Genomic DNA, 14,450 nt, shown 5'->3' with positions numbered 1-14,450 from the left:
CATATAGCACAGAAATTACTGGTTTTTATAGATTTGTCGCTGACTGCTTTTAAAGAGTGTCAGATGTGAAATCCCAATAGCTCTTCTAGCGTTTCGTTTTTTGCGGTTGATTTTTGCATATTTTGAAATAACCTCATCCTTAATAAAAAGGGGAAGAGTGTAAGTTATGCTCGACAAATCAAAAATACGGGCGGTGACAGAACGTCACCGACGACTGGTTTTGCTTGCCTATGGATTGGTTTTTCTGGTGATGACTGGCTATCTGTCAGTAATTCCATTTATGACCGGTTCGTATTCGTTCTATTTTTATCTTATGATGTGGATTGCCCTTGCGTCAGGCGTAAATATCATGGCCGGATTTACTGGCTATGTTGCTTTCGGTTACGTCGCTTTCTTTGGTCTTGGTTCTTATGCGACAGCCATATTTGCAACGAAGCTTGGCTTTCCCATTTTTCTCGCTGTTTTGTGCGCTGGCCTCGTCGGTGTCGTTGCAAGTTTGGCATTTTCGCGAATTTTAATCCTGCGTGGCATTTACTTTTCCATGGTAACCCTCGCGATTGCGATCATATGTCGTAATGTTATCTCCATGCTTCCATCTGATGTGGCCGGTGGCGCACATGGTTTGACGATAGGTGCAAGCCTCGATCCGAAATTTGCTTATTATGCAATGCTTTGCCTGGCGCTGCTGGCGGTCGGAATTTCTTTCTGGATTCGCTTGTCGCGTTTTGGTCGTCATCTCGCCGCTATCCGCGACGATATGGAAGCCGCGCAGGTAGCCGGACTGAATGTAGCCCGATTGCGCCTTCATGCATGGATGCTATCAGCGGGACTTGGCTCACTGATTGGCGGAGTTGAAGCCTGCTATTCAAGTGTTATCGATCCGGAAACAGCTTTCAATCTTCTCTATAGCACCAAGGCTATCATCTTTGCGGCATTTGGTGGGTTTGGCACGGCGATAGGGCCTGTGGTTGGCGCACTTGCGATGTACAGCGTTGATAACTGGATATGGGAGCGCTTCCCGAGCCTGAATAATCTGGCTCTTGGTGTCGTTATCGTCGCCCTCATGGTCTTTTTCCCAAAAGGCATCGTTGGAACCATTACGAAGCGCTGGCAGCCGCTGCGCAAGTGGATGCTGTGAGGAACATGATATGACTGAACTTCTGTTCCAGACCATTATCAATGGCATCATTGTTGGCACCATTTATGGGATCATTGGCTGTAGTCTTGCTATCATCTACGGGACTATGCGGATTGTGAATTTTGCTCACGGTGAATTTGTCATTTCGGGCAGCTATCTTTCGTATATCGTAGTCACCGTGCTTGGGCTGCCATTATTGCTGGCCGTGCCTGCTGCAATTCTGTTTTTTGGCGTCGTTGGGCTGGTTATTTATTATCTGATCGTGCCCCGACTGATGAAGAATGATGATCATGAATTGCCGTCGTTCCTTGCTATGTACGGTGTCTCCCTGATCATTGGTTCGCTGCTGCTGATCTTTTTTGAAGCGGACACAAGGTCCATCGATCTGGGGTTCTCGCCTGCTTATGTTAAATTTGCAGGGCTTATTATTCCCAAAGCGCGCCTGATTGCTATGGGTTTTGGGGTCGTCACTATCCTGTGCATCTGGTGGGTGCTCTTCAGGACCATCTATGGCAAAGCACTGCGTGCGGCCATCATGAACCGTCCTGCCATGGGTGTCATTGGTCTTCCCTACAAACGCGTAACTGCAGCGGCATTTGTCGTGTCCATTGTCCTTGCTGGTCTTACGGGCATCATGACTGCTCTGGTCTTTCCCGCGTTCAACCCTGCCGGCGGAATGGAAATAACGCTGATTGCTTTCGTCGTGATTGTGATTGGCGGACTGGTTAATCCGATAGGAGCGATCTTTGGTGGAATTCTGTTTGGTCTCGTTGAGCAGTTAACAATTCTCTATGGCAGTCAGACGCTTGCGCAGATCATCAGCTACGTAGCGCTCATCATTGTTGTCTATGTTCTGCCGAATGGCATTCTGGGAGGACGCAATCAATGAACCCCGGCCTAAAGGTTAGAAATATTCGCAAGGCATTCGGTGGTCTGCTGGCAATTAACAATGTCAGTTTCTCGGCTGCCCCAGCAACCATTACTGGTATTATTGGTGTCAATGGTGCTGGAAAATCGACGCTCTTAAATTGCCTGTGCGGCCTGTACACAGTCTCGTCCGGTGAGATCATCTGGAACGGTCATGTACTGCACAATAAGCCAACAGATAAGGTTGCTGCGATGGGGATGGGGCGCACGTTCCAGATACCCAGGCTCTTTAACTCCCTGACTCTGAGCGAGAATATCGCTATCGGCGAAACGGGTCCAACCCGCCATGATGAAGTCGATCATCTTCTGGAGCAGGTCCACCTTTATCGATTACGCGATAATCTGGCTAATGAATTGTCGGGCGGGCAGAAAAAGCTGATTGAGCTGCTGCGTATTCAATATCACAAGGCAGATTTAATCCTGCTCGATGAGCCATTTGCTGGCGTGCATCCTGATCTTATCCGATTGTTTTTAGATCTGATTGCAGCATTTCGCGCAGCCGGCAAAACCGTCCTGCTGATCAGTCATGACCTCACCTCAATTTATGAGCTGAGCGACAATATTATCGCGCTCAATCAGGGTGAAATTATCGCTGAAGGCAATGCTCGCGATATCCAGAACTCGACCGCTGTCATCGAAGCCTATCTGGGAGAATAAGATGACCGATGTCATACTTGAACTGCGCAATGTTACAGTCTCCTATTCAGGCGATATTACGATCCTTAAGGATCTTACGATCAAAGCACAGACTGGAAAGATAACCGGTATTATTGGCCCCAACGGTGCCGGTAAATCGACTGCTTTGAAAACGATGTATCGGATGCTCAATGTTGGCAGTGGCGAGCTGCTTTTCAAAGGCGATGTCATTTCCCGTATTGAACAGACCGAGCTGATACGGCGCGGTATTGCTTTCGTGCCTCAGAACCACTCCATATTCGGTGGTCTTAGTGTCCGTGACAATCTGGTGCTTGGCGGCTGGAGTATCCGGCGCGAACAAGCACGCATTCGTGATGCTATTGAACGGGTCTACGATATTTTCCCGATGCTGCGCGAGAAGGATCGTGCTCTTGCGGGGACCCTTTCAGGTGGTCAGCAACGCTTTCTTGAAATCGCCCGGTCTTTGATCACGGATCCTGAAGTCATCCTGTTTGATGAGCCAAGCGCGATGATTGCGCCCAAATATTCAAAGCAAATCTACCAGTTCCTCACACGGATGAAAGAGAGTGGCAAGACCGTTATTCTTGTCGACCAGAATGTGCGGCAGTGCGTCAACGTCTCTGATCACCTTTATGTGCTCGAACTCGGTCGAAACAAGATCAATTGCGAGACTGCACAGATGAGCGGAAATACTGAAATGATGGATCTGATCGCGGGTTGGATCGCGCATAAGGTGGATTGAATTCCAATGCATGACGTTACGATGTATACGGTTTCTGAATTATCGGAAGCGATCCGCACCGGCACACGCAGTGTCGCTGAGACGATTGAAATTTTTCTCGAAAAAATCGCCGAGAAGAATGCTTATTATCATGCTTTCCGCTCTGTTTTTGCGCATGAAGCACGTGCGCAGGCGTCTTATCTTGATGCGGAGATTGCCAACGGCCTGTGGCGTGGACATTTGCATGGAATTCCGGTTGCGGTGAAAGAAAATATCGATATTTGCGGTCATGGTGCGACGTCTGGATCGCTTATGCGGCCTGCAAATATTGCTGATAGCGATGCGTCGATTGTGGCGCGGCTGAAAGAAGCGGGCGCAATCATTATTGGCCATACACATATGGTCGAGTTTGCTTTTGGTGGCTGGGGAACGAATACCGCTACAGGAACACCCCGAAATCCGTTGGACGATGTGCATCACAGGGTTCCAGGTGGATCATCATCGGGTTCAGGCGTTGCGGTTGCGGCTGGTCTGGTTCCTTTGGCATTGGGGACGGATACGGGTGGATCGGTTCGTATTCCGGCAGGTGCAAACGGTCTGGCCGGTTTCAAACCAAGCAGTGGCCTGATCCCGTCTGATCATCTGGTTCCGCTATGTGCGCGTTTTGATGTTGTGGGCCCGATGGCGAGAAGTGTCGGGGAGTGCTGGACACTTTTTGCGGCCATGTCGTCTCAGACAGAACGCTCAATACCAGCATCCCGGTCACAACTTCGTATTGGTGTCGCCGATCTGAAAGCTTATGGCAGTTACAGCTCGCGTGTCATGAAGGCCTTCGATCACAGCTGCGCTCAATTGCGAGACAAGGGGTTTGATCTCGTGCCGTTTCGCTTTCCAATGAAAGTCGATGAAGTGCTGAGCCGGACAGCCGTGCTGATTGGTCAGGAGGCCGTTGAGCATTTTGGTGACATATTACAAAGCACTCCTGAAGGGCTTGATCGCGGCGTGAATTATCGACTGACGGACGCGAAACGCTTTTCGAAAGCTGATGCAACTGCGGAGTGGCTCGTCCGGGATGATTATATTGCAAAAATGCAGCAACAGATGGAGGGCATTGACGCCATTCTGTTTCCGACGCTACCCGTTTTACCTCCACGACTGGATGAGATCATCGAACGCGCCATGCCACTTGGCGATCTCACGCGTGTCGTCAATTATCTTGATCTTTGTGCGATGGCTATTCCTGCACAGGTAACGCAGGAGGGGTTGCGCCATTCTGTTCAGGTGATCGGCAAGCATGGAGATGATGATCTCGTATTTGCACTTTCTGCTGAGATAGAAGCAAGTCTCTCCGGCTTGAAAGAGGTGGTGTGATGGTTCCGGTTAAAGACCTTCTCGCAGCCTGTCAAAAATACGGTGAGCGTCCTGCCATTGTGATCTGTGGTGTCACACTGGATTATAATGGCCTTGCTGAGCGCATATCCCGGCAAGCGAAAGAGCTGACCAGGCATTTGTCGAGTGGAGACCGTATTGCATTGCTATGTGGCAATACACTCGACTTCATCACGCTTTCGCTCGCAGCTGAATTGATTGGTGCAATCAGGGTTCCACTCAACATCAAGGCAACGCCCGCCGAAATTGCGGCTTTGCTTGCGGATTGTTCGCCGAAACTGGTTGTTTATGAGGCAGAAACTGAAGGGCTGCTTGCACAGGCGCCTGCAATAAAAGCAATCGAAGCGGCAACACTCGCTTCGATCAGCGATGATTCATACACAAACTCTGATGCGCTTTCGCCTGCCGCACGATGCTCCATAACATATACATCAGGTTCGACAGGAAAGCCGAAGGGCGTGGTACTCACCCATGCCAATTGGCATTATGTTTTTGCGAATATGCTGATTGATCGCGATATATCGGCAACAGATACACTCGCCTTCATTGGTCCACTTACCCATGCAGGATGGAGCTATCTCTATGCTGGCCTGCTGCGCGGTGCGCGAGCTGCTGTTTTTGATGCTGGCGATGTCGACGCAATGCTCGCATTTGCGCAACAGGATGAAATCACAATCATCACCTGCGTTCCAACGACATTGTCGCGGATCATCAAAGGAGTGGGCAATCATCATCCGCTATGCCAGTCCCTGAAATGGATTGGTGTCGGAGGCGCTCCAACCAGTCCGGCTTTACTTGAACGGGCAATAAGCATCTTTGGCAGACGTGTCGTTTTGAATTTCGGCCAGACCGAAGCGATGATGACATGTGCTTTTTATAATCTTGCACGGGAGCAGCAACATGACCATGAAGCTGGTCTGATTGGCCGAAGTTATATTTTTTCCAGTGTCGCAATCCGGGCTGAAGACGGCACAGCCTGCGCAATCGGCGAGGTTGGTGAAATCTGCGTGAGCGGTCCGCATACCATGCTGGAATACTGGAACAATCCGCAACAGACCGCTGCCGCTTATCGCAGGAATGAAATTCTCACCGGGGATCTGGGTGTCGAAATCGCACCCGGCCTATTCCGGCTCGTCGGGCGTGCCAAAGATATGATTATTTCGGGAGGCTTTAATATCTATCCGATGGAGGTGGAAGCAGCTGTTGCCGCTTTGCCTGAGGTAGACGAAGTCGCTGTCATGGGCATCTCCGATGAAGAATGGGGTGAGAAGGTTGTTTGTGTTCTGTCAGCGCAGCAGGGTGCAGAATTATCCGTCGACAGATTACGTCAGTCTTTGAAGCCGGTTCTTGGCATCAAAACGCCCAAAGTCTTTCATCTCCTGCCGCAGCTGCCGAAGGCGGCAACGGGGAAAATTGACAAAAAAGCTTTAAAAATCTGGCTTGAGGAGCAGGGTCAATGAGTGGTGTTTTCATTACCGCAATGACGCGGACTCCATTTGGACGGTTTAAGGGTAAACTTGCTGGCATTGATGTCGTGGACCTTGGTGCAGCCCTGTTGAATGAGCTGACTAAAAGAGATCCTCAGGCAACTTTGCCGGATACCGTAATCGGAGGATCAGGGCTTATGGGCGGCGTTCATCTGACCGCTCTTCGGCAGATGCTGATTGGCTCTGATTTACCAAATAGAACTGTTTCCATTGCTGTGGATAGAGCATGTTGTACGGGAATGACGGCAATATCGGCGGCATTTGCGCAACTCAAAACGGGTGGTGGTGATAAGGCTTATATCGCCGGTGTTGAAAGTCTGTCGAACACGCCATTGCTGATTTCACGCGGGAATGAGCGTAAAATTGCCAGTATGGCCCTGACGGACCCGTTATTGCTTGGTGGTCGTGTCTCGCCCAAAACGATCGCACAATATACGTCAGAAGAAGCGCTTCATTACGGTATTACCCGCGAAATGCAGGATGACTGGGCGTTCGCCAGCCATCAGAAATACTTCGTAGGTAAAGGACTTGGTCTCTATGATGATCTTGTTTTTTCACCACCTGAACCTGGCTTGTCAGACACTGCTGATGAAGGGCCGCGCGCCAACTCCGACCGTCAGAAACTGGCAAACCTGCCGACAGTGAATGGTTCTGAAACCATTACAGCAGGCAATGCCCCCGGTCTGTCGGACGGTGCCGCAGGACTGGTACTGATGACGGGTGATGCCATGAAAGCGACCGGTGCCACCGCGATAGCAGAAGTTGTGGATCGCGTTCAGGTTGCTGGTGATATTCAGGAGGGAACCTCTGTTCCTCAGGTTGCAATGATGCGTCTTCTGGCGCGTAACAGCTTGAATATTGACGACATTTCAGTTGTCGAAATCAATGAGGCTTTTGCCGCAACGCCTTTGGTTAGCACAGCACTTATGGCGAAGGCACTTCATACCGATCTGGATGCGCTGCGGGCGAAAACGAACATCTATGGTGGAGCGGTCGCTATCGGCCATCCGCTCGCAGCATCGGGTATCCGTATTGTTCAGCAGTCTGCCAATATATTGCGCCATAGGGGTGGCGGGCTCGCTTTATGTGCCATTTGTGGAGGGTTTGGCCAGGGCGAAGCTGTCTTGATCAGAGTTTGAATTGTTAACAATAAAAGGGGAATAAAAATGAACAGAAGAAAATTTTTTATGATGACCGTATCTGCAATCGCTTTTGTAGCTATTGGTTTACAGGCACAGGCCGCAGAGCCATTTAAAGTCGGTATAACGGTTTCAAATAGCGGCAACTTCATGCTTGCTTCGCAATCCGGTGAACGTGGCGTTCGTATGTGGGTTGATGATGTCAATCGACGTGGAGGTATTGAACTTGATGGCGAGAAGCGTCCTGTAGAGCTTGTTGTTCTGGATGACCGCTCTGATAAAACCATGGTTCCGCGTGTTTATGAAACGCTGATTTCTGGCAATAATGTCGATGTACTGATGGCACCTTTTGGTTCAACCCTGACAGGCGTTGCGGCAACAGTTGCAGAACGTAACAACAAATTTCTGATGTCATGGTCGGCATCTGCTGATGAGATTTACCAGCAAGGCTATAAAAATATTGTATCAGCAGTTGTGCCTTCATCGCTCATCCCAAGTACCAATCTTCGTCTTTTAAAGGATGCCGGCGTTAAAAAGATTGCCATTATTCATGTGGATGAATCCTTCCCGGCAGGTCTGGCTGCTGCAGCCGTGAAAGATGCAAAAGAAATGGGCTTTGAGGTGGTCATGGACGAGACCTACCAGAAAGGCACAAAAGACTTCTCTGTCTTGTTGCAAAAAGCAAAAGCGCTTGGCGCAGAAGCTTTCTACCCGCATAGCTATGAGGTCGACAGTGTCCTTATGGCCCGGCAAATGCAGGAACTCGATATTCATTTCAATAATGTGTACTTTATGTATGGCTCAACACCCCAGTTTATGGAGTTGGGCAAGCTGGCCGAATTTATCACTAGCCACACACAATATAGTCCAAACGCCAAATGGAACATCACTGACGGACTCAATAATGAAGAATTCGTGAGCCGCTATAAAGAATTGTTTCCAAATGCCTCATATTCTGAAGATTTCCAGACGGTGCTTGCTTATGGCGCAGCGGTTGCATTGGAACGTCTTGTCAGTGAAGCTCAATCAACAGACCCGGCTGTTTTGAAGCAAAAGGCGCTTGATATGGGGGGCAAGATCACCACGATCAGCGGAAAATTTGCAATTGATGAAACGGGTAAGCAGATCGGAATGGAACCGATTGTTCTGCAAAACCAACCGGGCAAAGGGCTGGTTCCGGTTGCACCGGCGGAAGTAGCTACTGAAAAGCTCATTTATCCTATTCCTCAATAGATCATAGGGGAGGAACGATATGGCGATCAAACAGGCATCGGAGTTTTCCGCCGTTAATAAAGGGGCAGCGCGTTATGCGCTGCTTCTTGAGTGCCTTTCCGTAAACTATCCAAAGCCTGTAAGTCTGGCAGAGCTTGCCAGATTAGCGAAATTGCCAAAGCCATCCGCTTTCCGGCTTCTGAAAGCCTTACAGTCGGTTGGTTTCATTGCTTATGACAGCCAAAGCGAAGCTTATTTTCTGGGTGCCCGGTTAATGGATATTGGCGTCAGATCGCTATCCCAGAACTTTGCCCGCCTTGCTGAACCCGCTCTTTTGCGGCTGAGTGAAACGACAGATGATACCGCATTTGCTGTGCTCGCCGAGAACGATCACATGAACTGTCTGCGCAGGATAACAGGCAGTTTTCCTGTGCGAACCTTATCGCTTGAAGAAGGTGATATCTGGCCTCTTGGTATAGGTGCTGTAGGTTTGGCCCTGTTGGCTGCACACGACGATAACTATGTCGATTACTATCTTAAAAACTATATGCCTGTGCTTTCCCGCTATTCTCCTATTGATGAAAGTGAGCTGCGAAGACGGGTTGTTCTTACGCGTGAAACAGGCATCGCCGTCAGCCAGGGTGATTTGCTGACAGGTATGTCTGCGATCGGTGTCGCTATCTATTATCCTGATTCCAAACGTCCGATAGGGGCACTATCAGTTGCTGCTTTGAGTACGCGCCTTGACGAAACGCGCCGCAACGAAATTGGACAATATCTTTGTAGTGAAGCCAGGCTGATCACTGAAGCGCTCGAAAACTCTTTGAAAATAGCAAAGGTGGAACGCGCACATGAAGATTGATCTTTCCGGAAAACGCGCATTGATCATTGGTGGTGGCACCTTTGGTGAGGGTAATGGTATTGGCCGGACGGTTGCCAGCACTTTCGCCGCTTGCGGTGCACAGGTGATTATTGCCGACCGCGACGAAGAAGCGGCGAATGCCACTGCCGAGTTGGTGAATATGGAAGGGGGAAAGGCCAGCATTGCTGTATTCGATGTAGCTGATCATAATGCCACGCAAACGGCGCTGTCAGCTATTGATCCTCAAACAATTGATGTTCTTTACTACAATGTTGGTATCGGGTTTGCGAGTGACACCCTTTCGCTCGATGAAGCGCAGTTTCAAACTGTTTTGAATGTTAATCTGGTTGGCCTGCATCAGGCATCGCGAGCCGTACTGCCCGGCATGCGGCTGCGTAAAAGCGGCGTTATACTGGCAAGCAGCTCAGCCTGGTCTCATCGTCATCTTGGTTACAGTCATGCGTTCTACGCGACGTCAAAAGCCGCAATGAACCATTATATACAAATGATAGCCCAGGAAAATGCCAGCTTTGGTATTCGGGCCAATTCAATTTCTCCCGGATTTATCGATACGCCACGCATCCGGGTTAATCTTGCTCAATCTTATGACGAGAAGAGTTTTGATCAGATTATAGCTAAGCGCTCAGCGCAAGTGCCAATGAAGCGACTGGGAGAGCCGCAGGACGTGGCAAACATCGCAGCATTTCTCGCATCAAGCCTCGCCTCCTATGTTACCGGCGCTGATTTCAAGGTCGATGGCGGGATCAGCAGCGCTAAAATTGCGTGAGAGGTTTTGCCTTGGAAGACCTCTTTGAATGCGAGAATGCAACAAATTCAGGAAGCAGAAAATGAATATCGGCTTTGTCGGTGCAGGAAAAATGGGATTACCAATCGCATTCAATATAGTGCGAAAACTTGGTCGGCCAATCACTGTTGTTGACCCGCATCTACCCAAAATTCCAGATGAATTGGACATTGACCCGGCAATGTTCAATTTTTCATCGAGCCTGCACGATCTGGCAGATTGCGATGTTGTGATCTTATGCCTGCCAGATAGCAACGTCGTGTCCACCGTTGTAGAAGGCAGGGGTAATCTTGATGGTCTGTCAGAGATACTGCATGCAGAGTCAACGATTATAGATTGCAGTTCCTGTATTGCCACCGAGACGATACGTCTGGCGGAGCTTCTGGGAAAGCGTGGAATAGCGTTTCACGACGCGCCGGTTTCCGGTGGTTTGGTCCGTGCATGGAAGGGCGAACTCACCGTTATGGTGGGCGGTCTGGATACTCTCAATCCATTGATGAATATCATTGAAGCTTTCGCGGCCAAAGTCGTATCTTTGGAAAAAGTGGGCGATGGTCACGTGATGAAAACTGCAAACAATTACCTGCTTGCGGCGAATATTATCAGCTTTGCCGAAGCACTGCGTTTTGCACGTGAAGCTGGCATTTCGTTCGAAAAATTTGACGAGGTGGTCAACAGTTCGAGTGGCGGAAGTTATGTCTCGCTGAACAAGATTGAAACCGTGGCGCGCGATGATGACAGCGTGAGCTTTACAACAGGTCTGATTGCAAAAGACGTTCGCAATTTTATCGAAAGCTGCGCAGGTATCGGCCTTGATATGCCGATGAGTGCACATGTGGCTGAGTTGTGGGATGAAACGATCAGGAAGGTCGGCCCGAATGTGGATAGCCTGAAAATCTATCGCACACTAGGGTCCTGACCCTAGGACGCGCAGCTGTGTGAAATAATACACATATTACAAGACAATGAAGACAAACGGGGAAAATATAGATGTCATTGGTCAGAATTAGAAAGAAAAGTCTCACAGTTGAAACAACATTCCATGAACTCGGTCCAGAGCCTGCAGTTCCATTGAAGATGGCTGCTGCCATGGCGGTTGTCGCAAACCCCTATGCAGGGCGCTATGTTGAAGACCTGCTTCCATTTATGCAGGAATTACGGGCACTTGGCCATGATCTGGCCGAAGAACTTGTGGAGACGTTAGGCGGCAAGGAGAATATCGAGGTCTATTCTAAAGCAGCTATCGTAGGGCTGAACGGAGAAATGGAACATGGTGCCGTCTGGCATGAAGCGGGTGGCTGGGCCATGCGTCAAGTGTTGGGACAACCCAAGGCGATTGTGCCGGCCAATAAAGCTGTCGCGCAGGCAGGTTATCGTATTATGGTGCCTGTTCATTATATTCATGCCTGTTATGTCCGCAGCCACTTTAATTCAATGGAAGTCGGTATTCAGGATGCTCCACGACCTGACGAAATTCTTTTCGCCCTTGTGATGGGAACTTCAGGCCGTCTTAATCCAAGACTTGGTGGGTTGTTGAAGGATGATATAAAAGGCGAAGATGGGCAGCGTTGAAAAATATCGCAATATTCAAACCGTTCGTTTTTTAGAACAATTTCGACTCTCAGCATATGCCGACCCTCACTGCATTCACTGGGTACATATTGGACTTTCCCTTATTTAGTGGAGAGCTTCTTGCACTAATTTTTGGTTTTTCGTCTCGAATACCAATGGCTATGGTTGCGTTATTTCTGGTCTGGAACACAGTGCACCAGATCAGTTCCGACTTGATCTTTTTGAAGACGGTTTTGAAAGCACACCATACGGCTTCAAGCTTGCGGTTAAAAAGGGGACTATGGACGACTGATCGGTCGGACGAAAGGTGGCATCAATACCAAATTGCACGGTGTCACCGATGCACAGGGGCGCCTCATCACGTTACACATCATGGCGGAACAAATCAGCAATTATACCGGCGAAGCAACCCTTATTGGGAGGTTATCGAAGGTGGACTGGTTACTTGCTGACAGAAGCTATGATGCGATTGGTGCAGAAAACGGTTAAAGACAAAGAGATAAAGCTGTGCATCCCGCGGTGTAAACACCATAAGTAGCCTATCAAATATGACAAGCGGCGCAATTGTATTGAAATGATGTTCGGACGATTGAAAAATTGGCGAAGAATTGCCATCCGTTATGATCGCTACCCCGTTTCTTCTAGCTCGAAACGGAATGAATCCTGATTCTAATTGCGACTAAATCAAAATGGCAGGCTCTAGAGTTTTTTCAAGCCTGCCTAATTTTTTAAGCAAGCAGACGTATTATATCTTTATCAGGCATCGCCGTCATGAGTTCATAGCTCGATTTAATTTCCACTGGAGCGTTGGTGCGCCCTGATTTTAGAATAGCTTCGAGAATTTCCAGTACGTGAAGTGCGTTGCTGCCTGTGGCACGGGGCTTACGTTTGTTGACAATAGCATCAGCCATTTCGGCGACAGCAGTTGTGCGATAATTCGCAATGCGTGGTGCATCGTATGGCCAGTTGATCACGCCCAATAGACTATCTTCAGATTTGAATGTCTGCCAATCACCACCGTGATCACTATAAAGCAGATCACCACCATAAGTATCAGGGTCAGGCAGACGTAGCGAACCATCGCGACCATAAAGTTCAATATATGGGTGACCTTGAGCCCAAACATCCCAACTAATACCGAGATTGACAATTGCACCTGAAGCGAAGCGTATAACTGCCATCGCTGTGGTTTCTGTAGTAACACCGAAGCTTGTGCCTTTGTTTGGGCCATTTGCTGTAATGGTGCGATTTTTGTTGCCGATAGAAGTCATCGCAAAAACCTGGTTGGCCGGACCGAGAAGGCTGAGAAGCATTGCGATATAATACGGACCCATATCAAGGATCGGTCCTGCACCCTCTTGATAATAAAACGATGGAGCGGGGTGCCAATGTTCCATACCGTGGCCCATCATATAAGCAGTTCCACCGATAATTGGACCTAAGCAACCGTCATTGATGAGATTGTGCGCCTTACGGCCTGCAGCTCCTAAAAATGTATCTGGCGCAGATGCTAATGCCAAACCTTTTTCCGCAGCCAGTGCTACCAGCTTGCTGCCAAGCTCGGTTGAGACAGCCAAAGGTTTCTCGGTAAATACGTGTTTGCCAGCTTCAAGGGCTGCTTTCGTTACCGGATAATGTTCAGTAGGAACGGTTAAATTGAGAACGATATCCACAGTTGGGCTGGCTAGCAGTTGCTCTGCAGTCATAGCGGATATGCCATATTCGGCAGCCCGTTTGGCTGCGGTTTCAGGAATAATATCTGCGCAGGCTGTCAGTTCGATATTGTTGAACAGCGCTGCATTGCGCATGTAAGTCATTGAAATGTTACCGCAACCGATGACGCCAATTCTCATTTTACTCATTTTAAGCTCTGAAGTTTGAGGACTATTTTGTACTGACGATATGAAGTATTTTCTCAGAGATAGCTTTGCCGAGAACTTCATGCTGCTTTGCATCAAAGTGTACACCATCGACGTTGCTCACACGAATAAGGCTCCCTGCATCAAGGAATGAGGCGCCGGAAGCCCGCGCAACTTCGTGATATTTAGAGGCAATCTTGCGCGACTTGGCCGCGCCTCCAAGAAAGATTTCTCCAAGAAAGCCGATTTCTTCAATAGGCGTTGGTGCGACAATGAGTAGTTTTGGGATAGCACCATTTCTTCCAGATGGGTTTTTGTGAATGATATCAAGCAAGGCCTCAAGGCCACGCCGAATGTCTTCCGGTGTCAGGTTGAAGCGTGTTTTGAGGTCATTTGTGCCTAGGGTCAGCACGATAAGGTCAATTGGATTGTGGCTGTGCAAGCAAGGTAAGAGATAAGTTTTTCCGTTCCTTGAAGCACCTTCAATCGCATCATCATGAACTGTGGTACGCCCTGGAAGCCCTTCTTCGATGATGTGATACCCACTGCCGAGCTTATTTCGCATAACACCGGTCCAGCGAATGTCGGATCCGAAACGTTCGGCATGCGCTGCATGAAGCATAGGCACCGTTCCGTAGGTGTTGGAATCTCCAAAGCAAAGAATATTGATAGCTTCTGTCAT

General features: G+C 49.0%; 14 protein-coding genes and 1 pseudogene. 13 read left to right on the top strand and 2 right to left on the bottom strand.

The features are described from left to right. The first annotated feature begins 166 nt into the window (after positions 1 to 166). From FHY56_RS15130 to FHY56_RS18210, 13 genes and pseudogenes are all read left to right on the top strand, one after another. Positions 167 to 1,138 carry a branched-chain amino acid ABC transporter permease gene (locus tag FHY56_RS15130; protein ID WP_140905989.1) on the top strand — a complete coding sequence of 324 codons (972 nt, stop codon included), beginning with the start codon at positions 167 to 169 and terminating at the stop codon, positions 1,136 to 1,138. 10 nt (positions 1,139 to 1,148) lie between these two features. Then, on the top strand, positions 1,149 to 2,027 hold the full coding sequence (locus tag FHY56_RS15125; RefSeq protein WP_140905988.1) for a branched-chain amino acid ABC transporter permease: 879 nt from the start codon (positions 1,149 to 1,151) through the stop codon (positions 2,025 to 2,027). Then, positions 2,024 to 2,722 carry an ABC transporter ATP-binding protein gene (locus FHY56_RS15120; RefSeq protein ID WP_140906039.1) on the top strand — a complete coding sequence of 233 codons (699 nt, stop codon included), beginning with the start codon at positions 2,024 to 2,026 and terminating at the stop codon, positions 2,720 to 2,722. Before FHY56_RS15125 ends, FHY56_RS15120 begins: the two co-directional genes overlap by 4 nt. 1 nt (position 2,723) lies before the next feature. Beyond that, positions 2,724 to 3,464 carry a branched-chain amino acid ABC transporter ATP-binding protein gene (locus FHY56_RS15115; protein WP_140905987.1) on the top strand — a complete coding sequence of 247 codons (741 nt, stop codon included), beginning with the start codon at positions 2,724 to 2,726 and terminating at the stop codon, positions 3,462 to 3,464. Positions 3,465 to 3,470: 6 nt separating this feature from the next. Continuing rightward, positions 3,471 to 4,814 carry an amidase gene (locus FHY56_RS15110; RefSeq protein WP_140905986.1) on the top strand — a complete coding sequence of 448 codons (1,344 nt, stop codon included), beginning with the start codon at positions 3,471 to 3,473 and terminating at the stop codon, positions 4,812 to 4,814. Next, positions 4,814 to 6,292: a class I adenylate-forming enzyme family protein gene (locus tag FHY56_RS15105; RefSeq protein ID WP_140905985.1), complete on the top strand. Its 1,479-nt coding sequence runs from the start codon at positions 4,814 to 4,816 to the stop codon at positions 6,290 to 6,292. Before FHY56_RS15110 ends, FHY56_RS15105 begins: the two co-directional genes overlap by 1 nt. Beyond that, complete coding sequence (locus tag FHY56_RS15100) at positions 6,289 to 7,458, top strand: thiolase family protein (RefSeq protein WP_140905984.1); 1,170 nt, start codon at positions 6,289 to 6,291, stop codon at positions 7,456 to 7,458. The genes FHY56_RS15105 and FHY56_RS15100 overlap by 4 nt, the downstream gene beginning before the upstream one ends. A 48-nt stretch (positions 7,459 to 7,506) precedes the next feature. Continuing rightward, positions 7,507 to 8,691 (top strand): amino acid ABC transporter substrate-binding protein, encoded by a 1,185-nt coding sequence (locus FHY56_RS15095; protein WP_235889514.1) that lies wholly within the window; start codon positions 7,507 to 7,509, stop codon positions 8,689 to 8,691. Positions 8,692 to 8,710: 19 nt separating this feature from the next. Beyond that, complete coding sequence (locus FHY56_RS15090) at positions 8,711 to 9,532, top strand: IclR family transcriptional regulator (RefSeq protein ID WP_140905983.1); 822 nt, start codon at positions 8,711 to 8,713, stop codon at positions 9,530 to 9,532. Next, a complete protein-coding gene (locus FHY56_RS15085; protein ID WP_140905982.1) occupies positions 9,522 to 10,319 on the top strand; it encodes an SDR family NAD(P)-dependent oxidoreductase in 798 nt (265 codons plus the stop codon). Before FHY56_RS15090 ends, FHY56_RS15085 begins: the two co-directional genes overlap by 11 nt. Before the next feature lie 61 nt (positions 10,320 to 10,380). Continuing rightward, a complete protein-coding gene (locus FHY56_RS15080) occupies positions 10,381 to 11,256 on the top strand; it encodes an NAD(P)-dependent oxidoreductase (RefSeq protein ID WP_158447771.1) in 876 nt (291 codons plus the stop codon). A 71-nt stretch (positions 11,257 to 11,327) separates the two neighbouring features. Further along, complete coding sequence (locus FHY56_RS15075; RefSeq protein WP_140905980.1) at positions 11,328 to 11,909, top strand: amino acid synthesis family protein; 582 nt, start codon at positions 11,328 to 11,330, stop codon at positions 11,907 to 11,909. A gap of 227 nt (positions 11,910 to 12,136) precedes the next feature. Next, positions 12,137 to 12,576, top strand: a pseudogene (locus FHY56_RS18210) (transposase); the annotation flags it as partial. A gap of 61 nt (positions 12,577 to 12,637) precedes the next feature. Here FHY56_RS18210 and FHY56_RS15070 read toward each other — a convergent pair. Both FHY56_RS15070 and FHY56_RS15065 read right to left on the bottom strand, forming a co-directional pair. After that, positions 12,638 to 13,852, bottom strand: a complete 1,215-nt coding sequence (locus FHY56_RS15070) for a Gfo/Idh/MocA family protein (protein ID WP_158447770.1) — start codon at positions 13,850 to 13,852, stop codon at positions 12,638 to 12,640. Continuing rightward, the gene (locus FHY56_RS15065) at positions 13,794 to 14,450 is read right to left on the bottom strand and encodes an SGNH/GDSL hydrolase family protein (protein WP_140905978.1); all 657 of its coding nucleotides are present in this window, start codon (positions 14,448 to 14,450) and stop codon (positions 13,794 to 13,796) included. The genes FHY56_RS15070 and FHY56_RS15065 overlap by 59 nt, the downstream gene beginning before the upstream one ends.

The organism is Brucella gallinifaecis, from assembly GCF_006476605.1.
In the GTDB taxonomy this organism is placed as follows: domain Bacteria; phylum Pseudomonadota; class Alphaproteobacteria; order Rhizobiales; family Rhizobiaceae; genus Brucella; species Brucella gallinifaecis.
Note: the sequence above shows the minus strand (reverse complement) of the source record. Positions and strands in the feature narration are given on the sequence as shown.

Excerpts from the sequence above, each read along its gene's own strand:
- FHY56_RS15110 (WP_140905986.1), top strand. The coding sequence starts at position 3,471 with ATGCATGACGTTACGATGTATACGGTTTCTGAATTATCGGAAGCGATC.
- FHY56_RS15125 (WP_140905988.1), top strand. The coding sequence starts at position 1,149 with ATGACTGAACTTCTGTTCCAGACCATTATCAATGGCATCATTGTTGGC.
- FHY56_RS15105 (WP_140905985.1), top strand. The coding sequence starts at position 4,814 with ATGGTTCCGGTTAAAGACCTTCTCGCAGCCTGTCAAAAATACGGTGAG.
- FHY56_RS15080 (WP_158447771.1), top strand. The coding sequence starts at position 10,381 with ATGAATATCGGCTTTGTCGGTGCAGGAAAAATGGGATTACCAATCGCA.
- FHY56_RS15130 (WP_140905989.1), top strand. The coding sequence starts at position 167 with ATGCTCGACAAATCAAAAATACGGGCGGTGACAGAACGTCACCGACGA.
- FHY56_RS15075 (WP_140905980.1), top strand. The coding sequence starts at position 11,328 with ATGTCATTGGTCAGAATTAGAAAGAAAAGTCTCACAGTTGAAACAACA.
- FHY56_RS15100 (WP_140905984.1), top strand. The coding sequence starts at position 6,289 with ATGAGTGGTGTTTTCATTACCGCAATGACGCGGACTCCATTTGGACGG.
- FHY56_RS15065 (WP_140905978.1), bottom strand. The coding sequence starts at position 14,450 with ATGACAGAAGCTATCAATATTCTTTGCTTTGGAGATTCCAACACCTAC.
- FHY56_RS15120 (WP_140906039.1), top strand. The coding sequence starts at position 2,024 with ATGAACCCCGGCCTAAAGGTTAGAAATATTCGCAAGGCATTCGGTGGT.
- FHY56_RS15115 (WP_140905987.1), top strand. The coding sequence starts at position 2,724 with ATGACCGATGTCATACTTGAACTGCGCAATGTTACAGTCTCCTATTCA.
- FHY56_RS15085 (WP_140905982.1), top strand. The coding sequence starts at position 9,522 with ATGAAGATTGATCTTTCCGGAAAACGCGCATTGATCATTGGTGGTGGC.
- FHY56_RS15095 (WP_235889514.1), top strand. The coding sequence starts at position 7,507 with ATGATGACCGTATCTGCAATCGCTTTTGTAGCTATTGGTTTACAGGCA.
- FHY56_RS15070 (WP_158447770.1), bottom strand. The coding sequence starts at position 13,852 with ATGAAGTTCTCGGCAAAGCTATCTCTGAGAAAATACTTCATATCGTCA.
- FHY56_RS15090 (WP_140905983.1), top strand. The coding sequence starts at position 8,711 with ATGGCGATCAAACAGGCATCGGAGTTTTCCGCCGTTAATAAAGGGGCA.